General features: G+C 72.0%; 25 protein-coding genes. 21 read left to right on the top strand and 4 right to left on the bottom strand.

Annotation, left to right across the window (positions count from 1 at the left end; all coding sequences use genetic code 11):
* A partial coding sequence (locus DZF91_RS40840; protein WP_199487172.1) for a hypothetical protein occupies positions 1–842 on the top strand: 842 nt, incomplete at its 5' end.
* A gap of 17 nt (positions 843–859) precedes the next feature.
* Entirely contained in the window at positions 860–1,477 is a 618-nt protein-coding gene (locus DZF91_RS37765; protein WP_117361821.1) for a hypothetical protein, read from the top strand.
* 136 nt (positions 1,478–1,613) lie between these two features.
* Here DZF91_RS37765 and DZF91_RS39220 read toward each other — a convergent pair whose 3' ends face one another.
* Positions 1,614–2,669, bottom strand: coding sequence for a hypothetical protein (locus DZF91_RS39220; protein ID WP_158588142.1), 1,056 nt, complete (start codon positions 2,667–2,669; stop codon positions 1,614–1,616).
* Between the two features lie 205 nt (positions 2,670–2,874).
* Between DZF91_RS39220 and DZF91_RS37750 the strand changes: the two genes are divergently transcribed.
* From DZF91_RS37750 to ccsB, 6 genes are all read left to right on the top strand, one after another.
* Entirely contained in the window at positions 2,875–3,273 is a 399-nt protein-coding gene (locus DZF91_RS37750; RefSeq protein ID WP_117361819.1) for an ATP-binding protein, read from the top strand.
* Between the two features lie 115 nt (positions 3,274–3,388).
* Complete coding sequence (locus DZF91_RS37745; protein ID WP_117361818.1) at positions 3,389–4,027, top strand: histidine phosphatase family protein; 639 nt, start codon at positions 3,389–3,391, stop codon at positions 4,025–4,027.
* A 45-nt stretch (positions 4,028–4,072) separates the two neighbouring features.
* Positions 4,073–4,651: a TlpA family protein disulfide reductase gene (locus DZF91_RS37740; RefSeq protein ID WP_117361817.1), complete on the top strand. Its 579-nt coding sequence runs from the start codon at positions 4,073–4,075 to the stop codon at positions 4,649–4,651.
* Between the two features lie 11 nt (positions 4,652–4,662).
* Positions 4,663–5,403, top strand: a complete 741-nt coding sequence (locus DZF91_RS37735; RefSeq protein ID WP_199487171.1) for a cytochrome c biogenesis CcdA family protein — start codon at positions 4,663–4,665, stop codon at positions 5,401–5,403.
* Between the two features lie 3 nt (positions 5,404–5,406).
* Complete coding sequence (resB, locus tag DZF91_RS37730; RefSeq protein ID WP_117361816.1) at positions 5,407–7,305, top strand: cytochrome c biogenesis protein ResB; 1,899 nt, start codon at positions 5,407–5,409, stop codon at positions 7,303–7,305.
* A 5-nt stretch (positions 7,306–7,310) separates the two neighbouring features.
* Positions 7,311–8,285, top strand: coding sequence for a c-type cytochrome biogenesis protein CcsB (ccsB, locus tag DZF91_RS37725; RefSeq protein WP_235834849.1), 975 nt, complete (start codon positions 7,311–7,313; stop codon positions 8,283–8,285).
* Between the two features lie 101 nt (positions 8,286–8,386).
* On the opposite strand, the gene DZF91_RS37720 is transcribed toward ccsB, so the two are convergent.
* Positions 8,387–8,986 (bottom strand): SMI1/KNR4 family protein, encoded by a 600-nt coding sequence (locus tag DZF91_RS37720; RefSeq protein WP_117361815.1) that lies wholly within the window; start codon positions 8,984–8,986, stop codon positions 8,387–8,389.
* 43 nt (positions 8,987–9,029) lie between these two features.
* Positions 9,030–9,338: a PLDc N-terminal domain-containing protein gene (locus tag DZF91_RS37715; RefSeq protein WP_117361814.1), complete on the bottom strand. Its 309-nt coding sequence runs from the start codon at positions 9,336–9,338 to the stop codon at positions 9,030–9,032.
* Between the two features lie 104 nt (positions 9,339–9,442).
* Between DZF91_RS37715 and DZF91_RS37710 the strand changes: the two genes are divergently transcribed.
* Both DZF91_RS37710 and DZF91_RS37705 read left to right on the top strand, forming a co-directional pair.
* Entirely contained in the window at positions 9,443–10,420 is a 978-nt protein-coding gene (locus DZF91_RS37710; RefSeq protein ID WP_117361813.1) for a hypothetical protein, read from the top strand.
* Positions 10,421–10,467: 47 nt separating this feature from the next.
* Positions 10,468–10,716, top strand: coding sequence for a hypothetical protein (locus DZF91_RS37705; RefSeq protein ID WP_117361812.1), 249 nt, complete (start codon positions 10,468–10,470; stop codon positions 10,714–10,716).
* Positions 10,717–11,434: 718 nt separating this feature from the next.
* On the opposite strand, the gene DZF91_RS37700 is transcribed toward DZF91_RS37705, so the two are convergent.
* Complete coding sequence (locus DZF91_RS37700) at positions 11,435–11,641, bottom strand: BldC family transcriptional regulator (RefSeq protein ID WP_117361811.1); 207 nt, start codon at positions 11,639–11,641, stop codon at positions 11,435–11,437.
* 255 nt (positions 11,642–11,896) lie between these two features.
* Here DZF91_RS37700 and DZF91_RS37695 point away from each other — a divergent pair, with 255 nt between their 5' ends.
* The 11 genes from DZF91_RS37695 to DZF91_RS37645 form a co-directional block, all read left to right on the top strand.
* A complete protein-coding gene (locus DZF91_RS37695; protein ID WP_117361810.1) occupies positions 11,897–12,925 on the top strand; it encodes a threonine ammonia-lyase in 1,029 nt (342 codons plus the stop codon).
* 39 nt (positions 12,926–12,964) lie between these two features.
* The gene (locus DZF91_RS37690; protein ID WP_117361809.1) at positions 12,965–13,207 is read left to right on the top strand and encodes a DUF4229 domain-containing protein; all 243 of its coding nucleotides are present in this window, start codon (positions 12,965–12,967) and stop codon (positions 13,205–13,207) included.
* A 220-nt stretch (positions 13,208–13,427) separates the two neighbouring features.
* On the top strand, positions 13,428–14,129 hold the full coding sequence (locus DZF91_RS37685; protein WP_117361808.1) for a demethylmenaquinone methyltransferase: 702 nt from the start codon (positions 13,428–13,430) through the stop codon (positions 14,127–14,129).
* A 135-nt stretch (positions 14,130–14,264) separates the two neighbouring features.
* The gene (locus tag DZF91_RS37680) at positions 14,265–15,521 is read left to right on the top strand and encodes a geranylgeranyl reductase family protein (RefSeq protein WP_117361807.1); all 1,257 of its coding nucleotides are present in this window, start codon (positions 14,265–14,267) and stop codon (positions 15,519–15,521) included.
* A gap of 165 nt (positions 15,522–15,686) precedes the next feature.
* Complete coding sequence (locus tag DZF91_RS37675) at positions 15,687–16,046, top strand: NADH-quinone oxidoreductase subunit A (protein ID WP_117361806.1); 360 nt, start codon at positions 15,687–15,689, stop codon at positions 16,044–16,046.
* Positions 16,046–16,597 (top strand): NuoB/complex I 20 kDa subunit family protein, encoded by a 552-nt coding sequence (locus DZF91_RS37670; protein WP_117361805.1) that lies wholly within the window; start codon positions 16,046–16,048, stop codon positions 16,595–16,597. Before DZF91_RS37675 ends, DZF91_RS37670 begins: the two co-directional genes overlap by 1 nt.
* On the top strand, positions 16,594–17,340 hold the full coding sequence (locus DZF91_RS37665) for an NADH-quinone oxidoreductase subunit C (RefSeq protein ID WP_117361804.1): 747 nt from the start codon (positions 16,594–16,596) through the stop codon (positions 17,338–17,340). The genes DZF91_RS37670 and DZF91_RS37665 overlap by 4 nt, the downstream gene beginning before the upstream one ends.
* 77 nt (positions 17,341–17,417) lie before the next feature.
* Entirely contained in the window at positions 17,418–18,692 is a 1,275-nt protein-coding gene (locus DZF91_RS37660; protein WP_235834850.1) for an NADH-quinone oxidoreductase subunit D, read from the top strand.
* Entirely contained in the window at positions 18,689–19,516 is an 828-nt protein-coding gene (gene nuoE / locus DZF91_RS37655) for an NADH-quinone oxidoreductase subunit NuoE (protein WP_235834848.1), read from the top strand. Before DZF91_RS37660 ends, nuoE begins: the two co-directional genes overlap by 4 nt.
* Positions 19,513–20,814 (top strand): NADH-quinone oxidoreductase subunit NuoF, encoded by a 1,302-nt coding sequence (gene nuoF, locus DZF91_RS37650; RefSeq protein ID WP_117361802.1) that lies wholly within the window; start codon positions 19,513–19,515, stop codon positions 20,812–20,814. Before nuoE ends, nuoF begins: the two co-directional genes overlap by 4 nt.
* Positions 20,811–22,324, top strand: a 1,514-nt coding sequence (locus tag DZF91_RS37645) for an NADH-quinone oxidoreductase subunit G (RefSeq protein ID WP_117361801.1), incomplete at its 3' end; no start/stop codon positions are given. The genes nuoF and DZF91_RS37645, both read left to right, overlap by 4 nt.

Here is a 22,324-nt window from a genome sequence, read left to right as displayed (position 1 = left end):
CCGGGGCCGGAGCTGCGGGCACGGCGGCCGGGACGTCCGCGACCGGCGCCGCCTCCCAGGGCCTGCTGGCGTCCACCACGGCGAAGGTCGCGCTGGGCGTCGCGGCGACGGTCCTGGTCGCGGGCGGCGCGACGGGCGTCCGGCACTTCACGGCCTCCCCCGCGAAGCCGCGGCCGCGTCCGACGCCGAGCGCGGCGCCGACCGTCCAGCTCGTCGCCGCCCGCCAGTGCAAGGTCACCGGGCCGCTCGGGGACGACCAGACCCCCAGGGGCGCGCCGGCGAAGGTCCGGACGGCCGTGCGCCTCCCGGCCGGGGCCGCTGTCTACCGCTTCGACAAGGGCGTCTACGTGGTCGGTCCCGCCGGGCGGACCTGCTCCGGCTCGTCCGGGAACAGCAGCGCGGGCACCACCATCGGACGGGGCGCGGCGGCCGGGAGCGTCTTCACCTACGCGCCGTTCTCGATCGGCTCGTTCAACATCTCCACGTGCCAGTACTTCCCGGACTCGCCCGAGGCGGCGAAGATCCGGAGGGAGGCGCAGTGCACGTCCGACCTGCGCGTCCGCCGTCCGCTCGACCTCGGACGGCCGTCCCCGAAGATGATGGTCGGGCTGAACCCGCCCACCACCGAGGCCAAGCCCGCGTCGCCGTACGTGGCGGTCGTCCTCGGGGTCCTGAACGGGGGATCGCTCACCTGCCGCCTGCTGGCGGCCCAGGCGGACGTCTGCACCGCCGCCCTGACGTTCGGGGTGGAGCGGGCGACGGCCGGCAAGCCCCTGACGCCGGCGGCCGTCGCCGCCGTCCAACGCCAGATCGCGGACGCGGTCGCGGCGTCCAAGCGCTGAACTGGGATGATGAGGCCATGACGTACGAACTGCTGCTCTGGCGCTCCGACGGGCCGGTGACCCGCGAGCGGGCGGAGAAGATCGACGAGTCCGGCGCGGAGGCGACGCCGGTGATCGCGGAGTTCGTCGTCGAACTGCGCCGCCTGCACTCCGACGTGCAGGTCGTGGAGACCGGCGGCGGACGGTTCGCGCGGGTGGAGATGGCCGACGACCAGGCCGACCAGGTGTCCACGGACGTCTACGCGATCGCGCGGGGCCTCGGGCTGGTCGTCTGGGACCCGGTCCGCGGGCTCGTCCACAACGTCGCCCCGGTCGGGGTCTACCAGGGGATGCAGCTGCACACCGGGGACGGCATGGTGGTGATCGATCCGGACCTCGGGCTCGTCCGGGACGTCCTGACCCGCCTCGGCCCGGAGAACCCGTTCGCGGCGCTGGTCGTGTTCGGCCACCACTTCGTCCAGGTCTCCCCGGAGGACGGCGGCTACGAGCTGGAGTACAAGGACGGCGCGCGCGGCGAGATGTACCGCACGCGCCTCCTCGACCTGGCCGAGGTGCAGCGGGCGTTCCACGAGTACGCCAACGACGACCGCGGCTTCCTCGACCGCCACACCTGGCAGACGGTCACCACCGGTTGACCACCCGGGCCGGGTGATCAACCGCCGCTGAACGACGGATCGCTGAACGACGGACCGCCGAACGACGGACGGCCGGACGAGCCCCGCCACCGGGCGCCCACCGCCGCGGCGGTGATCACCCGGTGGCGGAGGGCCGTCAGTAGCGGATGATCGCGCCGGTCGTGCCCGGGCCGTCCCACACGTAGGACGCCGCGCCCCAGACGGACGCGGTGCCCCGCGCGTTGGACAGCTGGTAGATCCGCAGGTCCCGGCCCTTCACCGTGGGCAGGGCCGCCTTGGCCCAGCGGCCCTTGGTGAAGTGGAACATCTCGAAGGCGGTGGCGGCCCAGGCGCCGCCCTTACCGTCCGGCGTCACCGAGATGACCCCGGTCTTGGCCGGCGGGTCGGACCGGCGCCACGACTTGCCGTCCCAGTGCAGCGCGAGCGGACGGGCGGCGTAGACCGCTCCCTTCCGCTCGTACCGGGTGCCCGCGACCCAGACGTCGGCGGACGACCGGGCGGCCACCGTGGTCAGCCCGGCCCCCGGCCGTCCGGTGGCGCCCGAGAGCGCGGGCAGCTTCACGGCGGTCCAGGACCTGCCGTTCCAGTGCCGGACGACCGGCACCGGCAGGGCGCCCTTGGGGGTGACGGTGCCGACGGCCCACGCGTTCCTGGCGGAGACCGCCGTGCCGCCGGTCATCGTGAACCCGGTGCGCGGACGGGTCCAGGACCGTCCGTCGAAGTGCCACGTGCCGAACGAGTACCCGTCGGTCTCGACGCCGTGGACCCACACGTCCTTCGGCCCGCCGACGACCGCGCCGCCGACCTCGCCGGTGGACTTCCAGGTGTGGGAGATCGTCCACTTGGCGCCGTTCCAGTGGAGGGCGTACTTGCCGGACGGCGTGGACCCGAAGGCCCAGACGTCGTTCGCCGCCGATCCGGCGACGGTGAAGAGGTAGCTCCGCTTGCGGAGCGGGGCGGGCAGCGTGGTGTCGGCCCAGCGCTTACCGTCGAACCTCCAGGCGTGGGCGGTCGTGCCGATGCGGCCCACGGCCCAGACGTTCCTGGCGTTGATCGCGGCCACGGCGGTGAAGCGGGCCTTGGCGTCGGAACGGGCGACCTTCCAGGCGGGGGCGGCGGCGTCCGCGGTGGCCGGGACGAGCGCGCCGAGCGCGACTCCCGCGGCGGCGACGACTGACAAGGAACGACGCATCGTTGTCCTCTCTGTTGATCTTGATCAGTCGGACGCCGGAAACGGCCGCGAGGTTGTCACGCGGCCTGGGGCGGATCGTCGGCACGGCCCGGAGGGGGACCCCGGTGGCACGACCGGTGTCCGATTCGTCCTATCTTGTGTGGCGGAGGGGTGCAGACGGCGCCGGCCGGTGCGGGGACGGCGCGAACCAGGGGCGGGAGTCGCCATGTACGGAACCGAGGTCGGGCAGCTCATCGGCGTCGTCGAGCTGGCCGCCGTGGCGTCCAGCGTCGCGCTGGCCCGCCGGTTCGTCCGCGAGGAACTGGCGGACGACCCGCGCTGCGACACCGCCGAACTGCTGGTCTCCGAGGCGTGCACCAACAGCGTCCGGCACTCCCGCTCGGGCGACGGCGGGAGCTTCACCCTGGCCCTGCGCGACCGCGGCGGCGTCCTGCACTGCGAGGTCGTGGACGCCGGCGCCGAGACCCTCCCGACCCGGCGCGTCGGCGACGAGCCCCGCGACAACGGCTACGGGATCATCCTGATCGAGACCCTCGCGGACCGCTTCGGCTACACCTCCGACCCGTCCGGCTCCCTGCACACCTGGTTCGAGCTCGCCCCCTGACCGTCCCGTCCGTCCCTCCCGGAGGCCGCGGCGGACCGGGGCCGCGGACCGTCCCGGACCGTGGACACGGGGGCGGGGCGGCCGGTGTCCGCGGGCCGGGTAGCCTGGCGACGCGATGACTGAGAAGACGATCGTTCACCTGCTGCGGCACGGTGAGGTGCACAATCCCGACGGGGTCCTGTACGGCCGGCTGCCCGGCTTCCGCCTGAGCGAGGACGGAAACCGGATGGCCAAGGCGGCGGCCGAGTGGTTCGCCGGGCGCGACGTGACCGCCCTGGTCTCCTCGCCCATGCAGCGCGCCCTGGAGACCGCGGCCCCGCTGGTCGACACGTTCGAGCTGCCGGTGACGGTGGACGACCGGCTGATCGAGGCGGACAACCACTTCGAGGGCCTGACGTTCGGCGTCGGCGCGGGCAGCGTGCGGCGGCCGGAGCACTGGCGCTACCTGTGGAACCCGTTCCGCCCGTCCTGGGGCGAGCCCTACACCCAGATCGCCCGCCGGATGCGGTCCGCCGTGATCGCCGCCCGGGACGCCGCGACCGGCCACGAGGCCGTCTGCGTCAGCCACCAGCTCCCGATCTGGATCCTGCGGCTGCACGCCGAGCACCGCCGCCTCTGGCACCACCCGGGCCGCCGCGAGTGCAACCTCGCGAGCGTCACCAGCCTGGAGTTCGAGGGCAGCCGCCTGGTCGGGGTCTCCTACGCCGAACCGGCCGTGGGCATCGGCCGGGGTACCGGTGTCCCGGGCGCCTGAGCCTGCCGGTACATTGAGTACTACGTCTTGTAGTAGGAGGGTGCGTTGAGCCCCCGGATCTCCCTCGTGAGCGCCGTGGCGGCGTCCGCGGTCGTGCTGCTCGCGGGTTGCGCGGGCGGCGGCACCGGCGGTCCCGGCGCGGGCGACAACCGGTTCATCGCGGGCAACGGCAAGCTCCAGGAGGTCGCCGCGTCGAACCGGCACGCCGCGCCGCAGGCCGGCGGCGCCACGCTGGAGGACAAGCAGGTCAAGCTGTCCGACCTGCGGGGCAAGGTCGTCGTGGTGAACTTCTGGGCGTCCTGGTGCGCGCCGTGCCGGGGCGAGGCCCCGTCGCTGGAGCAGGTCTACCAGCAGAACAAGGGCAAGGGCGTCGAGTTCCTCGGCGTCAACTTCAAGGACGACAAGGACAACGCGCTCGCCTTCGAGCGCCGGTTCAAGACGTCCTACCCGAGCCTGTTCGACGGCGACGGCCGGATCGGCCTGGCCTTCAAGGACGTCCCGCCGAACGCCATCCCGACGACGCTGGTGCTCGACCGGCAGGGGCGGGTCGCCGCGCGCCTGCTCGGCGCGACGACGTTCTCGAGCCTGAACCCCGTCGTCACCAAGGTCCTCGCGGAAAAGTGATCCTCGCGGCGGTGGACACCGAGACGACCGTCACCAGCGGCTCGCTGCTGGCGGCGGCCCCGCTGGCGGCGCTGGCGGGGCTGGTGTCGTTCGTGTCGCCGTGCGTGCTCCCGCTCGTCCCCGGCTACCTGTCGTACGTGACCGGGATGACCGGCGCCGACCTCGCCGAGCAGCGGCGCGGCCGACTGCTCGGCGGCGTCGCGCTGTTCGTCGGCGGCTTCACCTTCGTGTTCGTGAGCATGGGCGCGGTCGCGGGCGGCCTCGGCCGCTGGATGCTGGAGTACCAGACGACGATCCAGCGCGTCCTCGGCGTCCTGACGATCGTGTTCGGCCTGGCGTTCATGGGCTTCGTCCCCGGGCTGCAGCGGACGCTGAAGTCGGGCCGGATGCCGAGCGCCGGGCTCGCCGGGGCGCCGCTGCTCGGGGTGATCTTCGGACTGGGCTGGACGCCGTGCATCGGGCCGACGCTCGCCGCCGTCCAGTCCCTGGCGATCACCGAGGCCAGCTCGTCCCGCGGGGCGCTGCTGTCGGTCGCCTACTGCGTCGGACTCGGGCTGCCGTTCCTGCTCACCGCGCTCGCCTACCGCCGCGCGCTCGGCGCGTTCGCCGCCGTCAAGCGGCACTACGCGCTGGTCATGCGGGTCGGCGGGGGCATGCTGGTGCTCATCGGGCTCGCGCTGGTGACCGGGCTCTGGAACGAACTGACCATCCAGATGAAGTCGTTCATCGGCGGCTTCGAGACCCCGATTTGAGCCATGGCCGACACAGACACTGAGCGCGAGAAGGCGGCGACCGCCGACGCCGGCAAGGCCGGGACCGCAGGCGCCGCGACGTCCGGGAACGCCGCGACCGAGACGTCCGCCGCGTCCGACAAGGTCGAGGCGGCGGCGACCGCGGCTCCCGCCGGACGGACGGCCGCCGACGAGGGCCCCCGTCCCAGGGGCCTCGGCCCGGTCGGCTGGCTGCGCTGGGCCTGGCGGCAGCTCACCACCATGCGGACGGCCCTGATCCTGCTGTTCCTGGTGGCGCTCGGCGCGATCCCCAGCTCCTTCCTGCCGCAGCGCGCGCAGGCGCCGGAGAAGGTCGCCCTCTACTTCAAGCAGCACGCGGCGCTCGCGCCGTGGCTCGACCGGTTCTCCCTCTTCGACGTGTTCGCCGCGCCCTGGTTCGTGGCGATCTACGTCCTGCTCTTCGTGTCCCTCGCGGGCTGCGTCCTGCCGCGCCTGGTCAAGCACTTCCGCGCGATGCGCGCCCAGCCGCCCGCCGCGCCCCGCAACCTGGCCCGGCTGCCGCAGTCGGCGACGTTCGAGACGACCCGCACCCCCGACGAGGTGCTGGCCGAGGCCCGGGCGCTGCTGCGGAAGCGGCGCTTCCGGGTCGCGGACGGCCCGGGTTCGGTGGCGTCCGAGAAGGGCTATGCCGGCGAGCTCGGCAACCTGCTGTTCCACCTGGCCCTGCTCGGCCTGCTGTTCTCGCTCGGCGTCGGCAACCTGTTCGGCTACCGGGGGGACGTGCTGCTCCGCGAGGGCTCGTCCTTCGGCAACACCCTCGCCCAGTACGACCAGTTCAAGCCCGGACGGGCGTTCAGCACCGACGAGCTGGCGCCGTTCTCGATCACCCTGGACGACTTCCAGGCCAAGTACGAGCTCAAGGGCGCCAAGCGCGGCCAGGCCACCGACTTCCACGCCGAGATCACCTACCGGGACACCCCGACGTCCGCGCCCAAGCGCTACAACCTGCGGGTCAACCACCCGCTGAAGGTCGGCGGCTCGAAGGTCTACCTGCTCGGCCACGGCTACGCGCCGCAGTTCACCGTCCGGGACGCCAAGGGCCAGATCGCCTTCCGCGGCGCGGTCCCGTTCCTGCCGCAGAACCCGCGCACGCTGCAGTCCGAGGGCGTGATCAAGGTCCCGGACGCCCAGCCCGACCAGCTCGCCTTCTACGGGATCCTCTGGCCGACCGCGACCGCCACCCCCGACGGCAAGCAGATCGTCTCGGAGTTCCCGGCCGCGCTGCGCCCGGTCGTGTCGATCGTCGGGTTCAAGGGCGACCTCGGCCTGGACAACGGCAACGCCCAGTCGGTGTACCGGCTGGAGGGCCTCGGCAAGACGCTCAACCCGATCAAGCGCGGCGAGAAGCTGATGGAGCCGGGGGAGACCTTCAAGCTCCCCGACGGCTCGGGCTCGATCTCCTTCGACGGCATGAAGGAGTGGACGAGCCTGTCGGTCAACCACGACCCGGGACGGCTGCCCGCGCTGGTCGCGGCCGTCCTCGCGATCCTCGGCGTGATCGCCTCGTTCACCGTCCGGCGGCGCAGGGTATGGGTCCGTGCGGGCTCCGCCGGGGACGGGCGTACGGTGGTCCATGTCGGCGGGCTCACACTCGGGAACCCGACTCCGGAGTTCGACGACGTCGTGGCCGCCCTGCGCGGCACACCCGCGGACTCCGCCGGCGCGGAGCCCGAAAAGCCCGCGGAGCCCGAAAAGCCCGCGGAGCCGGAGGAGTCCGCGGAGCCCGATGCCCCGGTGTCCGAGGACGCCGGGACGCCGGCGGACGACGGCCCCGCGAAGGCCGCGCCCACCGGCGACAAGTCCGAACAGTCCGGAGCCGAGACGCCCACGTCGGCGGCGGACGACCCTGCTGATAAGGAGTGACGAGGGTGCCTACCGCCGACCTCGCCAACCTGAGCGACAAGCTGATGCTCAGCACCGTGGTGCTGTACATCGTCGCCCTGGTCGCCTACGCGGCCGACCTCGGCTTCGGCCGGAGGAGAGAGCCCGCCGCCGCCGTCCGCACCGAGGCGAAGGTCCTCGTCGGGGCCGGCGGCCCGGACGAGACCGTCACCGAGACCGCGGCGGCCTCCGGGCCCGCCGAGGAGGACGACCGCCGCCGCATCGACTGGGCGCGGCTGGCCGTCGTGCTGAACGTGCTCGGCTGGGCGTCCCACCTCGGCGTCATCCTGACCCGCGGCCTCGCGGCGCACCGCTGGCCGTGGGGCAACATGTACGAGTTCCTCACCGCCATCGCGTTCGCCGCGGTCACCGCGTTCCTGATCGTCCTGGCCCGCTACAGGGCCCGGTTCCTCGGCGCGTTCGTCATGTTCGCCGCCGTGATCGCGCTCGGCGTCGCCAACATCTGGCTGTACGACTCGGTCGGCCCGGTGACCCCGGCGCTGAACTCGTACTGGATCGCCATCCACGTCACCGCCGCGATCATCGCGACCGGCTCGTTCACCGTCGCGGGCGCCGCCACCGCCCTGTACCTGCTCAAGTCGCGCCGCGAGGCCGCCGGGCCGGTCCCCGAGGACTCGGTCTGGGCCCGCGTCCCGGGCGTGGACGCCCTGGACCGGCTGGCCCTGCGCGTCACGACCTTCGCCTTCCCGATCTGGACGGCCGCCATCGTCATGGGCGCCATCTGGGCCGACGAGGCGTGGGGCCGCTACTGGGGCTGGGACCCGAAGGAGACCTGGTCCTTCGTCACCTGGATCGCCTACGCCGCCTTCCTGCACGCCCGCGCCACCGCCGGCTGGAAGGGCCGCAAGGCCGCCGTCCTCTCCTTGGTCGCCTTCGCGTGCCTGATCTTCAACTTCTTCGGTGTGAACTACATGTTCTCGGGCCTGCACTCCTACGCCTGACGGACCCTGCCAAAGGCGTCCTCCCTCCCGGGAGGACGCCTTTGGCGTTTCCGTCGCCCACCAGGACCGACGGTGAGGGAGCCCGGACCGTGCCGGGGCGGTCAGAGAATCCTGTCGGGCCGGGTGGGGGAGTCGAGGCGGCTGACGGCCCGCTCGATCCAGGCGAGGTAGTGGTCGAGGAAGGGCGGGCCGAGGCGCCATTCGGCGTTGCTGTGGTCGATGGTGACGACGCGGCCCCGGGACGGGCCCGCCGTGACGACCCCGAGGAAGTCGCCGCAGCCCAGGTGGGTGGTGAGGAGGTGGCCGTCCTCCAGGGCGTCCTCCTCGTCCTCGTCGAGGTAGAGGGGGCCGGCGTCGCCCTCGGGGAAGGGAACGGCGCACGCCGGGCCGGCGGAGCCCTTCATGGACCTCCAGTCGAGGCCGTAGTAGGGGCCCGCGCCACAGCCGACCGCGGAGAGGAAGGCGCGGAACTCCTCGGGGAGTTCGCAGCCCATCGCCGTCTCCAGGTCCGTCAGGACGTCGTCCGGAACGGGCTGGTTCTCGTATCGGTGCAGGTCCGCGCCGAACACGATGTGGCCGTCCAGGCGGTTCCCGTCGTCGTCCACGAAGCGGGACGCGCCGGGCCGCGGCGGGTCGAGCTCCCGGAGACGGTCCAGGCGGGCGCGGATGTGCTCGATCCGGGTCCGGATGTCCTCACTCATGGGTCGATCATGGTGCGTCCCGAACGGGACCGGCCACCGGATTTCAGTCGTCGCCGCGGATCCGGCGGTCCAGGCTGCGGAGGAAGGCCGGGTCGTCGTCGGGCCCCTTCGGAGCGTCCGGGTGGGGGACGGACCGGGAACCCGGCGGCCACAGCGCCGCCTCCAGGGACCGTCCGCGCGGGCGGCCCGCCACCATCCACAGCAGCGCGCCGACGACGAAGCCGAGGAGGGCGACCAGCAGCCAGACCGACTTCGGGAGGAGGCGCACCTCGCGCTCGTCGCTGGTGAGGACGTCCAGCAGACAGAACAGCCAGCCCGCGACGAGCACGGCGGCGATCAGCGCATACGGCATGGGACAACGTTAGTCCCCGACATAGGGGGATGACGGCGTGTCGGGATTCGGCTTACGCTGCCCGGAGGCCCCGCACGGGGCCCCGCGAGAACGCGAGGAGCCCGATGCGGTTCAAAGGCATCCATCGCCGGACCTCCGGAGGCGGGGCGCGCCCCGGCGACGCCCGGTACTCGCCCTCGCCGCCCGATCCCGGCCGGTCGCGGGACTCGGGCGCCTGGCAGAGCCCCGAACCGGCGCAGATCCGGCCCCGGGGCGCGCAGCCGCGGGACCGGTTCGGGCGGTTCCGCAAGGGCGGCCGGGACGACGCGTACGCGGCCCGGCCCGAGACGGACGCGCCGGGCCCCGATCCGGCGGCGGCCGTCGGACGGCACCGGATGGGCGCCGAGCGGCCCGCGAAGGTCTACTCGTGGAGCGACTTCGAGCTGGACGACGAGCCGGGCCCGCCGCGCGCAGCGCCGCGTCCCCCGGACAGCCCGGCCGCGCTGGACGGCCTGCGCCACTGCGGCGTCCTGGAGCGGGTCCTGCACCGCCAGTGGGACGCCCGGCAGGGTCCGCCGTCCCCGGAGGTCGTCCGGGCGGTGGAGAGCCTGGCGGCACTGCCGGACGCGCTGAAGCGCAGGCTCGCCGACGGCCTGTCCGGGATCTACGTCGGGCCTGGCGGCGTCCCGCACCTGGACGACATGGGGCACCTGCGCGGCCGTCCGCTGCCGTCCGGCCGGGCGACCTGGGACATCTGCGCCGGCGCGTACGGCGACCGGAAGATCGTCGTCGGGGACCGGCCGTCGCCGACGCCCGACGTGATGATGCACGAGGTCGGGCACGCGCTGGACGACCTGGACGGCGGGGACGGCGGCTGGCAGTCCGACATGCCCGCCTTCCAGCAGCTCTACGAGATGTGCCGGCCGTACCTGATGAGCGACTTCCACCAGCAGCCCGACGCTCTCGGCCGCCGGGAGTTCTTCGCCGACGCGTTCGCCGCGATTTCGGCCCGGCAGCGTCCGGCATTGGTGGATATGCTCTCCGGCAACATCCGCGCCGCGCTCGAGGTCATGCTCTTCTTCAACCGCCGATACGGAATCTGACCTGACCCTCCGCCAACGGAAAGACAAGCCAGCGAAGGTGATTCCCGATGTACGTGATCCGGCTCCCCGACGGCACGCTCAGGGTGCCGCACGGCGTCCTGCTCGACGGCGGTGACGACGGACGGGTCATCGCCGACGCGTACGTGGAGATCGGCCCGGACGACCCGGACTACGACCGTCTTCTCGCCGGGTCGCTCACCGAGCGGGAACTCGAGGACCGCCGCCGCGCCTGGCGCGAGGGCGACGCCGAGTTGGCGGCGGCCTTCGAGGAGTGGAAACGCGACCAGGACACCTGATCCGATCCCACCCGGCCCCATCCGATCCCATCCGGCCCCGTCCCGGTAACCCCGCCCGTCGCGCCCCGGCGGTGAAAGCGCCTCAGGACGAGCCTTGATCGGACGCCGAACCGCGTCACTTCCGGGGACGCATAAGGTGCGGAACCGACAGCAGAATCGTCCGCTCCGTGCGAATTCAGCACACCGGGAGCCTCTGCTGAACGTAAACCGTGGCGTCGCGAAATAAGTCGGCGCTCAGCCGTGAACCGCTCCCACGCGTCGCCCCGAAATGCCGCCTGGAGAAATGGCCGACGTGACGCCGGCGACGGACTCATGAAGCGGTGGGAAAGCGCGCGGACGCGGAATGCGGGAACGTTCCTTCATCGCCGAAGACGGCACGGGACTCCCGCAAGAAGACCGAACCGGAGGCGGCTGGAAGGCGCTCTCAAGACGTTCCCGAGATGCCGGAGACCAAGCGCCCGCACGCTGTCCTGAAAGCAGAAGGACGCGCGGTGGAGGAGGCGCGGGTGAGGCCCGTGGGGTGGGCGTGGCCTGGAGAGTCGTTGACGCGCGGGCGTCCCGCCATGCCCGCGCGTCCACGACGTGGTCGTGCTCCGCACCCGCGAGCGGGTGCGGGAAAACAGAAGACCGCCTGCATCCGGCGGGGCGTGCCGGGGAGGCGGGGCCGGAAAGGCGGCGCCGGGACCGACCGCGCCGGGAAGGCGCGGGCGGAGTCCCGTCAGCGGACGGCCGAGTGCTCCACGACCGGTTCGTCTCCGCGAAGCAGCGCGTGCACTTCGGACTCGCGGAAGCGGCGGTGGCCTCCGGGCGTCCGAATGCTGCTGATGCGGCCCGCAGCGGCCCATCGGGTGACCGTCTTGGGATCAACCCTGAAGAGCGCGGCGACCTCTCCGGGGGTCAGCAGGCGCTCGCTGGTGCTCTCCACGTTCTCTCTCCCCCTTTGTCCCGCTCTCGGCGCGGGTGGACTGTTTCCTAGTGTGGCGGAGCAAGACCGATTTCTCCCTTGTTTTCGGAAAACATCACGCTGCGTAGTTCGGCGAGCTGCCCATATCACCGACCGTAAACACGGTTTAGGACACTACGGACACCGCGCCCACCTTCCGCACCTCGCGCACCGCGCGTGCGGGCCGCCGGGCGGTCCGTTATCGCGCGCCGATCGTGAGCGAATAACCTCGCTTCCATGCCCGCCACCCCGCCCACCGCCCCGTCCGACCCCGGCACCGGTCCCGTCCCCGGCACGGGTCCCGGCCTGGTGACCCTCGCGGACATCGAGCACGCGGCCGGACTGATCGCCGGAACCGCCGTCCGCACCCCGCTCGTGCCGTTCCCGACGCCCGGCGGCGACCGGTTCCTGCTCAAGGCCGAGTCGCTCCAGCCGGTCGGCGCGTTCAAGCTGCGCGGGGCGTACGCGACCATCGCCGGCCTGCCCGCGGACGAGCGGGCCCGGGGCGTCGTCGCGCACTCCAGCGGCAACCACGCCCAGGCCGTCGCCTGGACGGCCCGTGCCCTCGGCATCCGCTGCGTGCTGGTCATCCCGCACACCACGCCGGGGGTGAAGGTCGAGGCGTGCATCGCCCTCGGAGCGGAGATCGTCTATGTCGAGCCCACCCTGGAGGCCCGCGTCGAGACGGCCGAGAAGCTGGCCGCCGCGCACGGCTTCACGCTCGTCGCGCCGTTCGACGACCCGCGCGTGATCGCCGGTCAGGGCACCGTCGGGCTGGAGATCGTCCGGGACGAGCCGGACCTCGACCTCGTGCTCGTCCCCGTCTCCGGCGGCGGCCTGGTCTCCGGCGTCGCCGCCGCGGTCAAGGCGGTCAACCCGCGGGCCAGGGTCGTCGGGGTCGAGCCCGAGCTCGCCGCCGACGCGCGCGACTCGCTGCGCGCCGGGCGGCCGGTGGCGTGGGCCGCCGAGGACACCGGGCGGACCGTCGCCGACGCGCTGCGCGTCCAGCGGCTCGGCGACCTCACGTTCGCGCACGTCCGCGAGCTGGTGGACGACATCGTGACGGTCTCGGAGGACGAGATCCTGCTGACCATGCGCCGCGTCGCGCGCGAGGCCCGCCTCATCGCCGAGCCGGGCGGGGCGGTCGCCGCCGCCGCGTACCTGTACCGGCGCGGGGAGCTGCCGCCCGCGCGCACCACCGTGGCCGTGCTGAGCGGCGGGAACGTGGACCCGGCGCTCTTCCTGGACGTGCTCCGGCAGGGTTGAACCAGGTCATCGGCCGACCGGGAGTAGCCTGGAGCCGCCATGCGTTCCGTACTGTTCTACACCTCCGCGCGCCTGGGGATCTTCGTCGCCACGACGGCCGTCCTCTGGCTGACGCCCATGCGCAAGGCGCCGCTGTTCCTGCTGCTCGGCGCCCTCGTCCTCAGCGGTGTCATCAGCTACGTGCTGCTGTCCCCGCAGCGGGACGCCATGTCCGCGGCGATCGCCGGCGCCGTCCGCGACAAGAAGACCAGGCTCGACGAGTCCCGCGGCAAGGAAGACTGACGCGGGCGGAGCCACCCGCACGCTCCGGACCGCGGTCCCGCGTGCCGCCACCGCGCGTCTTGGCGGTGCGTCCTCTCTCAGTGCCCCCGTGCTCGTCGCGGGGGTTTTTTCATGTCCGGGGACCGGGCGGCGGGCCTCTCCCGGACCCGGCCGGGACACTTTTCCGGCATGGTGGCGGTCCCTTCGCGCCGGTTCGCGGACGGCCTCCTAGGGTGGAGGCATGACCCGCGCCAATCTCGACAAGAAGCCCGCCGACGTGGCGGCCATGTTCGACCGGACCGCCGACCGGTACGACCTGCTCAACACCCTGATGACCGGCGGAATGGAACGGTGGTGGCGCCGGGAGGTCGTGCGTGCCGTGGCGGCCCGCCCGGGGGAGAGGGTCCTCGACCTCGCCGCCGGGACGGGCACCTCCTCGGTGCCGTTCGCGGCGGCCGGCGCGCAGACCGTGGCGTGCGACTTCTCGCTCGGGATGCTCCGGGTCGGACGCCGGCGGCAGGCCGGGGTGGAGAACCTGGCCTTCGTCGCGGGCGACGCCCTGAGGCTGCCGTTCGAGGACGGCTCGTTCGACGTCGTGACGATCTCGTTCGGGCTCCGCAACGTCCAGGACACCGCGGCGGCGCTGCGCGAGATGCGGCGGGTCGCCAAGCCCGGCGGACGGCTTCTGGTGTGTGAAGTCAGTCACCCTCCGAACCGGCTGCTGGACGCCGGGCACAAGGCCCATCTCAAGATCGGGCTGCCCCTCCTGTCCCGGGTCTCCTCCAATCCGGACAGTTACACCTATCTCGCCGATTCCACCCTCGCGTGGCCGGATCAGCCCGCCCTGGCGGGGATCGTGCAGTCGGCGGGGTGGACGAAGGTCCGGTGGAGGAACCTGACCTTCGGGGTCGCGGCCATGCACCACGCCGTCAACCCGGGCTGACCCCGCCGGACGGGTTCTTTGCATCGGTCCAACGCCGGGCGGACGCGGAGTTACCCAAGAGCGGCTCTAAAGGAATAGACTCCCCATCGGGTTCTTGTGAAGTACTTCACAAGCTAACGAAGTAAGAGGAACGCTGTGACCGACTCCACCCGACACGCGGACGTCATCGTCGTCGGGGCCGGACCCGCCGGGTCGTCCACCGCCTACTGGCTGGCGCGAGCCGGTCTGTCCGTGTTCCTGCTGGAGAAGGCGACGTTCCCGCGCGACAAGATCTGCGGGGACGGGCTCACCCCGCGCGCCGTCCGGGCCCTCATCTCGATGGGCGTCGACATCGACGCGCCCGGCTGGAGCCGCAACAAGGGCCTGCGCATCTACGGCGGCGGCTCCCGGATCGAGCTGCCCTGGCCCGAACTGGCCAGCTTCCCCGACTTCGGCCTCGTCCGCTCCCGGATGGACCTGGACGAGCTGCTGGCCCGGCACGCCGCGTCCGCCGGCGCCGAACTGGTCGAGGGGTGCAACGTCACCGGCCCGATCATCGACGAGCGCACCGACCGCATCACCGGCGTGACCGCCCGGCACAAGGGCGAGGAGATCACCTTCCACGCGCCGCTGGTCGTCGCCGCCGACGGCAACTCGACCCGGCTCAGCGTGGCCATGGGCCTGGAGCGCCGCACCGACCGCCCGATGGGCGTGGCCGTCCGGCGCTACTACGAGTCCCCCCGGCACACCGACGAGTACATGGAGGCGTGGCTGGAGCTGTGGGACGGGCAGCGCCTGCTGCCCGGCTACGGCTGGGTGTTCCCGCTCGCGGACGGCACCTGCAACGTGGGCCTCGGCCTCCTCAACACCTCCAAGTCGTTCCAGAACGTCGACTACCGCGGGATGCTCAAGGGCTGGACCGGCCAGATGCCGCCCGAGTGGCGGTTCGACGAGGAGCACGCGACCGGACCCGTCCGCGGCGCGGCGCTCCCCATGGGCTTCAACCGGCAGCCGCACTACGCGCGCGGCATGCTGCTGGTCGGCGACGCCGGCGGGATGATCAACCCGTTCAACGGCGAGGGCATCGACTACGCCCTGGAGTCCGGCCGGCTGGCCGCGGAGATCATGGTCCAGGCGCTCGCCCGGCGGACCCCGGCGCAGCGCGAGCGGACCCTCTACGAGTACCCGCGCATCCTCAAGGACGAGCACGGCGGCTACTTCACGCTCGCACGGGTCTTCGTGCAGGCCATCGGTGACCCGCGGGTGATGAAGTTCCTCACCGCGCACGGCCTGCCGCACCCGTCGCTCATGCGCTTCACCCTCAAACTCCTGGCGAACCTCACCGACCCCAAGGGCGGCGACGCGTTCGACCGGATCATCAATGTGATGCAGAGGGTGGCGCCCGCCGCTTGAGACCCCGACCCCCGGAGGGGAGTGCTATTGATCACCTTGGACAGGACGACGACCCGGCCGCGTGACCTGAGTCACGCGCGGAGCGTCGTCGAGGCGTGGGCTCCGCGTTCGCGGAGACCCCGTCCGTACAGCGTCGTACGCCCCGAGGAGAGGAAGTAGGACTCCATGGACCTCTATATCCCGATCATCGTGTTGGGGGTTCTGGCGTTCGCGTTCGCCGCGGGTTCGGTGTTGATGGCCTCGCTGACGGGGCCCAAACGTTGGAACCGGGCGCGCCTGGACGCCTACGAGTGCGGGATCGAGCCGACCCCGCAGCCGGTCGGCGGGGGCCGTTTCCCCGTCAAGTACTACCTGACGGCGATGCTCTTCATCGTCTTCGACATCGAGATCATCTTCCTGTACCCCTGGGCCGTCACCTTCGACAGCCTCGGGCTCTTCGGTCTTGTGGAGATGGTCCTTTTCATCCTCACCGTGCTGGTGGCGTACGCCTACATCTGGCGGCGCGGTGGTCTGGAGTGGGACTGATGGGTCTTGAAGAGAAACTCCCCAGCGGCTTCCTGCTGACGACCGTGGAGCAGGTCGCCGGCTGGGCCCGCAAGAGCTCGGTGTGGCCGGCCACCTTCGGTCTCGCGTGCTGCGCGATCGAGATGATGGCGGCCGGCGACCCCCGGCACGACTTCTCCCGGTGGGGGATGGAGCGCGCCTCGGCGACGCCCCGGCAGGCCGACCTGATGATCGTCGCGGGCCGGGTCAGCCAGAAGATGGCGCCGGTGCTGCGCCAGATCTACGACCAGATGACCGAGCCCAAGTGGGTCATCGCGATGGGCGTGTGCGCCTCGTCCGGCGGCATGTTCAACAACTACGCGATCGTGCAGGGCGTGGACCACATCGTCCCGGTGGACATCTACCTGCCCGGCTGCCCGCCGCGGCCGGAGATGCTGCTGGACGCGATCCTGAAGCTGCACGACAAGATCCAGAACACCAAGCTCGGCCCGCAGCGGGCCAAGCAGATCGCCCAGCTGGAGGAGTCCAAGCGCCGCCAGCTCCCGCTGCTCGGACAGGGGGTCGCGCGATGAGCTCCCAGCACCCCGAGCAGCAGGCCGAGCAGGCCGCCGACCGGCTCCCCGCGCAGCGTCCGGAGGACCGCTCCGAGCAGCCGATCGCCCGGATGGGCATGTTCGGCATCTCCGGCAGCGGCGACACCTCCGGCTACGGCGGGCTCGTCGTCCGGCAGGCGCCGAAGGTGTCCTCGCCGCGCCCGTTCGGCGGCCCCGACGGCGCCGCCGAGGAGGGCGAGTTCGACGAGGTCGCGGACGCCCTGGAGCGGCTGCTGCCGGCCTTCGGCGAGGCGGTCGAGCGGATCGTCGTGCACCGCGGCGAGCTCACCCTGCACGTGCGGCGCGAGCACCTCCTCGAGGTCGCCCGCACCCTGCGGGACGCGCCGGAGCTGCGGTACGAGATGTGCATGGGCGTCAGCGGCGTCCACTACCCGGCCGACGAGGGCGCGGAGCTGCACGCGGTCTACCCGCTGCTGTCGATCACGCACAACCGCCGGATCCGGCTGGACGTGTCGTGCCCCGACTCCGACCCGCACATCCCCTCGCTGGTCGGGATCTACCCGACCGACGACTGGCACGAGCGCGAGACCTTCGACTTCTTCGGGATCGTGTTCGACGGCCACCCGGCGCTGACCCGGATCATGATGCCGGACGACTGGGTCGGGCACCCGCAGCGCAAGGACTACCCGCTCGGCGGCATCCCCGTCGAGTACCGCGGCGCCGAGATCCCGCCGCCCGACCAGCGGAGGTCGTACACGTGAGCCCCTCCACCAAGTACACCGAGTACGACGCCTACGCGGCCGCCGCCGAGGAGGCCGCCGAAGGCCGCGTCTTCGACGTGAACGGGCAGGACTGGGACCAGGTGGTCGCCGACGCCCGGGACTCCGGCGACGAGCGGCTCGTGGTGAACATGGGCCCGCAGCACCCGTCCACGCACGGCGTGCTCCGGCTGATCCTGACGCTCGACGGTGAGACGGTCGACGAGTGCCGCCTGGGCATCGGCTACCTGCACACCGGCATCGAGAAGAACATGGAGTACCGCACCTGGACGCAGGGCGCCACGTTCGTCACCCGGATGGACTACCTCGCGCCGATCTTCAACGAGACGGCGTACGCCCTGGGCGTCGAGAAGCTGCTCGGGATCACCGACCGGATCCCGGAGCGCGCCTCGATCATCCGCGTGATGATGATGGAGCTCAACCGGATCTCCTCGCACCTGGTCGCGATCGCCACGTTCGGCCTGGAGCTCGGCGCGACGACCGTCATGCTGAACGGGTTCATCGAGCGTGAGTACACCCTCGACCTGTTCGAGGAGATCACCGGCCTGCGGATGAACATGGCGTACGTCCGTCCGGGCGGCGTCGCGCAGGACCTGCCGTCCGGCGCGATGAGCAAGCTGCGCGACTACCTCGACCGGATGCCCGAGCGGCTGCGCGCGATGCGCAAGCTGATGGACGACAACCCCGTCTACAAGGCGCGCACCAAGGACATCGCGTACCTGGACCTGACGGGCTGCACCGCGCTCGGCATCACCGGCCCGATCCTGCGCTCCACCGGCATCCCCTGGGACCTGCGCAAGTCCCAGCCGTACTGCGGTTACGAGACCTACGACTTCGAGGTGGCCACCGAGACCACCTGCGACGTCTACGGCCGCTACCTGGTCCGGATGAAGGAGATGGAGGAGTCGCTGAAGATCGTGGAGCAGTGCGTCGAGCGGCTCCAGACGGTCAAGGGCCCGGTCATGATCGAGGACAAGAAGATCGGCTGGCCGGCGCAGCTCGCGATCGGCGCGGACGGCATGGGCAACTCGCCCCGGCACATCGCGCACATCATGGGCACCTCCATGGAGGCGCTGATCCACCACTTCAAGCTGGTGACCGAGGGCTTCCGGGTCCCCGCCGGGCAGGTCTACACGCCCGTCGAGTCGCCGCGCGGCGAGCTCGGCGCGCACCTCGTCAGCGACGGCGGGACGCGCCCCTACCGGGTGCACTTCCGCGAGCCGTCGTTCACCAACCTGCAGGCGGCGCCCGCGATGGCCGAGGGCGGCATGGTCGCCGACGTCATCGCCGCGGTCGCCTCGATCGACCCCGTGATGGGAGGTGTGGACCGGTGAGCGAGCAGCTGCTGAAGCTGGAGCCCCCGTTCCGCGACACCGAGCCGTACGACCCGGAGACCCGGGAGCGGCTGGACCGCGACGCCAAGGACATCCTGGCGCGCTACCCCCGGCCCCGGTCGGCCCTGCTGCCGATGCTGCACCTGGTGCAGTCGGTGGACGGCCACGTCACCGGCCGCGGGATCGAGTTCTGCGCGGAGACCCTCGGGATCACGCCCGCGCAGGTCACCGGCGTCGCGACGTTCTACACCCAGTACAAGCGGGAGCCGGTCGGCGAGTACCACGTCGGCGTCTGCATCAACACGCTGTGCGCGGTGATGGGCGGCGACCAGATCTGGTCCGAGCTGAGCGAGCACGTGGGCGTCGGCCATGACGAGGCGACCGAGGACGGCAAGGTCTCGCTGGAGCGCATCGAGTGCAACGCGGCCTGCGACTTCGCGCCCGTCATGACGGTGAACTGGGAGTTCTTCGACAACATGACGCCGGAGAAGGCCAAGCGCCTGGTCGACGACCTGCGGGCCGGCAAGCAGGTGCTGCCGTCGCGCGGGCCGAACCGGCTCGCCACGTGGAAGGAGGCCAGCCGGGTCCTCGCGGGCTTCGACGACGGCCTCGCCCACGAGGGCGTGCAGGCCGGGCCGGAGTCGCTGCGCGGGCTGGAGCTGGCCCGCGAGCGCGGCTGGACGGCCCCGGACGCCGGCGCGGCGGACGGGACCGCCGAGGAGCCGGTGCGGCCCGGGGAGATCACCGACCCGCCGCCGAACGAGCCCGGCAAGCCGATCGGCGGCGACGTCAAGCCCGGCAGCCAGGAAGGACGCAACCAGTGACCACGCTGACTCCCGTCCTCACGCGGAACTGGGACCAGCCCGACTCGTTCACCCTGGCCGGGTACGAGCGCGACGGCGGCTACTCCGCGCTGCGCACCGCCCTCGCGATGGAGCCGGACGCCATCGTGCAGACGGTGAAGGACTCCGGTCTGCGCGGTCGCGGCGGCGCGGGCTTCCCCACGGGCATGAAGTGGGGGTTCCTGCCGGCCGACAGCCCGAACCCGCGCTACCTGGTGGTGAACGCGGACGAGTCCGAGCCGGGCACGTGCAAGGACATCCCGCTGATGCTGGCGAACCCGCACGTCCTCGTGGAGGGCGTCATCATCAGCTCGTACGCGATCAGGTCCAACCACGCGTTCATCTACGTGCGCGGTGAGGTGCTGCACGTCATCCGACGCCTGCAGCAGGCGGTACGGGACGCCTACGCCGCGGGGTACCTCGGCAAGAACATCCTCGGCTCGGGGTACGACCTGGAGCTGGTCGTGCACACCGGGGCCGGGGCGTACATCTGCGGCGAGGAGACGGCCCTGCTCGACTCCCTGGAGGGATACCGGGGTCAGCCCAGGCTCAAGCCCCCCTTCCCGGCGGTCGCGGGACTCTACGGCGGTCCCACCGTCATCAACAACGTCGAGTCCATCGCGTCCGTTCCCTCGATCGTGGCGAACGGCGCCGACTGGTTCACCTCCATGGGCACCGAGAAGTCCGCCGGGTTCGGCATCTTCTCGCTGTCCGGGCACGTGACCAGGCCCGGCCAGTACGAGGCCCCGCTCGGGATCACCCTGCGCGAGCTGCTCGACATGGCGGGCGGCGTCCGCGGCGGGCGGCGGCTGAAGTTCTGGACGCCGGGCGGCTCGTCCACGCCGCTGTTCACCGAGGAGCACCTGGACGTCCCGCTCGACTTCGAGTCGGTCGGCGCGGCCGGGTCCATGCTCGGCACCCGGGCGCTGCAGATCTTCGACGACACCGTGTGCGTGGTGCGCGCCGTCCTGCGCTGGTCGGAGTTCTACGCGCACGAGTCGTGCGGCAAGTGCACGCCGTGCCGCGAGGGGACGTACTGGTACAAGCAGCTCCTCAAGCGGCTGGACGCCGGGCAGGGCACCGAGGAGGACCTGGACACCCTGCTGGACCTGTCCGACAACATCCTCGGCCGCTCGTTCTGCGCGCTCGGCGACGGCGCGACCAGCCCGGTCGTGTCCTCGATCAAGCTCTTCCGGGACGAGTACGTCCGCCACTTCGAGCAGGGCGGCTGCCCGTTCGACCCGGCCAAGTCCACCCTGTGGGGAGGTGCAGCGGTATGACCGTCGCCGACGAGAAGAAGCCCGTCGCGCAGCAGGTCGAGATGGTGACCTGCACCATCGACGGTTTCGAGGTCAGCGTCCCCAAGGGCACGCTGATCATCCGGGCGGCCGAGCTGCTCGGCATCCAGATCCCGCGGTTCTGCGACCACCCGCTGCTCGACCCGGTCGGGGCCTGCCGGCAGTGCCTGGTGGAGATCCCGGACGCGGGCAACGGGCGCGGCATGCCCAAGCCGCAGGCGTCCTGCACCACCGCGGTCATGCCGGGGATGGTCGTCAAGACGCAGCTCACCTCGCCCGTCGCCGACAAGGCGCAGCACGGCGTGATGGAGCTGCTGCTGATCAACCACCCGCTGGACTGCCCGATCTGCGACAAGGGCGGCGAGTGCCCGCTGCAGAACCAGGCGATGTCCAACGGGCGCGGCGAGACCCGGTTCACCGAGGCCAAGCGGACCTTCCCCAAGCCGATCCCGCTGTCCACCGAGGTGCTGCTCGACCGCGAGCGCTGCATCCAGTGCGCCCGCTGCACCCGGTTCTCCGACCAGATCGCCGGCGACGCGTTCATCGACCTGTTCGAGCGCGGCGCCAAGGAGCAGGTCGGGTCGGCGGCCGACAACCCGTTCCAGTCCTACTTCTCCGGCAACACCGTGCAGATCTGCCCGGTCGGCGCGCTGACCGGCGCGGCCTACCGGTTCCGGTCGCGGCCGTTCGACCTGGTGTCCACGCCGTCGGCGTGCGAGCACTGCGCGTCCGGCTGCGCGCTGCGCACCGACCACCGGCGCGGCAAGGTCACCCGCCGCCTGGCCGGGGACGACCCGCAGGTCAACGAGGAGTGGAACTGCGACAAGGGCCGGTGGGCGTTCACCTACGCCACCCAGCCCGACCGGCTCACCCACCCGCTCGTCCGCAACGAGAAGGGCGAGCTGGAGGTCGCGTCCTGGCCCGAGGCGCTGACGGTCGCGGCGCGCGGTCTCGCGCGCGCCCGCGGCAACGCCGGCGTCCTCACGGGCGGACGGCTCACGCTGGAGGACGCCTACGCCTACAGCAAGTTCGCCCGCATCGCCCTCGGCACGAACGACATCGACTTCCGGGCCCGTCCGCACAGCGCCGAGGAGGCCGAGTTCCTGGCCTTCGCGGTGGCGGGCCGCCCGATCGAGGTGTCCTACGCCGACCTGGAGGCCGCCCCGGCGGTCCTGCTGGCCGGGTTCGAGCCCGAGGAGGAGTCGCCGATCGTCTTCCTGCGGCTGCGCAAGGCGTTCCGCAAGAAGGGCCTGAAGGTCGTCTCGGTCGCGCCGTTCGCCTCCCGGGGCCTGCGCAAGATGGGCGGCACGCTGCTGCCGGCCGTCCCGGGCGCCGAGGCGGAGCTGCTCGGCGGCCTGGTCGCCGGCGACGACGCCGGGGTCCGCGAGCTGCTGGAGAAGCCGGGCGCGGTCATCCTCGTCGGCGAGCGGCTGGCGACGAGCCCGGGCGCGCTGTCGGCGGCCGTCCGGCTGGCGCACGCCACCGGCGCGGG

It is taken from the genome of Actinomadura logoneensis (assembly GCF_003428695.1).
Classification (GTDB): Bacteria; Actinomycetota; Actinomycetes; order Streptosporangiales; family Streptosporangiaceae; genus Spirillospora; species Spirillospora logoneensis.
This window is presented reverse-complemented; position numbering and strand designations above follow the sequence as displayed.

Bases quoted from the DNA above. Each gene is read 5' to 3' on its own strand.
- DZF91_RS37765 (WP_117361821.1), top strand. From the start codon at position 860: ATGACGTACGAACTGCTGCTCTGGCGCTCCGACGGGCCGGTGACCCGC.
- DZF91_RS39220 (WP_158588142.1), bottom strand. From the start codon at position 2,669: ATGCGTCGTTCCTTGTCAGTCGTCGCCGCCGCGGGAGTCGCGCTCGGC.
- DZF91_RS37750 (WP_117361819.1), top strand. From the start codon at position 2,875: ATGTACGGAACCGAGGTCGGGCAGCTCATCGGCGTCGTCGAGCTGGCC.
- DZF91_RS37745 (WP_117361818.1), top strand. From the start codon at position 3,389: ATGACTGAGAAGACGATCGTTCACCTGCTGCGGCACGGTGAGGTGCAC.
- resB (WP_117361816.1), top strand. From the start codon at position 5,407: ATGGCCGACACAGACACTGAGCGCGAGAAGGCGGCGACCGCCGACGCC.
- DZF91_RS37720 (WP_117361815.1), bottom strand. From the start codon at position 8,986: ATGAGTGAGGACATCCGGACCCGGATCGAGCACATCCGCGCCCGCCTG.
- DZF91_RS37715 (WP_117361814.1), bottom strand. From the start codon at position 9,338: ATGCCGTATGCGCTGATCGCCGCCGTGCTCGTCGCGGGCTGGCTGTTC.
- DZF91_RS37710 (WP_117361813.1), top strand. From the start codon at position 9,443: ATGCGGTTCAAAGGCATCCATCGCCGGACCTCCGGAGGCGGGGCGCGC.
- DZF91_RS37705 (WP_117361812.1), top strand. From the start codon at position 10,468: ATGTACGTGATCCGGCTCCCCGACGGCACGCTCAGGGTGCCGCACGGC.
- DZF91_RS37695 (WP_117361810.1), top strand. From the start codon at position 11,897: ATGCCCGCCACCCCGCCCACCGCCCCGTCCGACCCCGGCACCGGTCCC.
- DZF91_RS37690 (WP_117361809.1), top strand. From the start codon at position 12,965: ATGCGTTCCGTACTGTTCTACACCTCCGCGCGCCTGGGGATCTTCGTC.
- DZF91_RS37685 (WP_117361808.1), top strand. From the start codon at position 13,428: ATGACCCGCGCCAATCTCGACAAGAAGCCCGCCGACGTGGCGGCCATG.
- DZF91_RS37675 (WP_117361806.1), top strand. From the start codon at position 15,687: ATGGACCTCTATATCCCGATCATCGTGTTGGGGGTTCTGGCGTTCGCG.
- DZF91_RS37670 (WP_117361805.1), top strand. From the start codon at position 16,046: ATGGGTCTTGAAGAGAAACTCCCCAGCGGCTTCCTGCTGACGACCGTG.
- DZF91_RS37665 (WP_117361804.1), top strand. From the start codon at position 16,594: ATGAGCTCCCAGCACCCCGAGCAGCAGGCCGAGCAGGCCGCCGACCGG.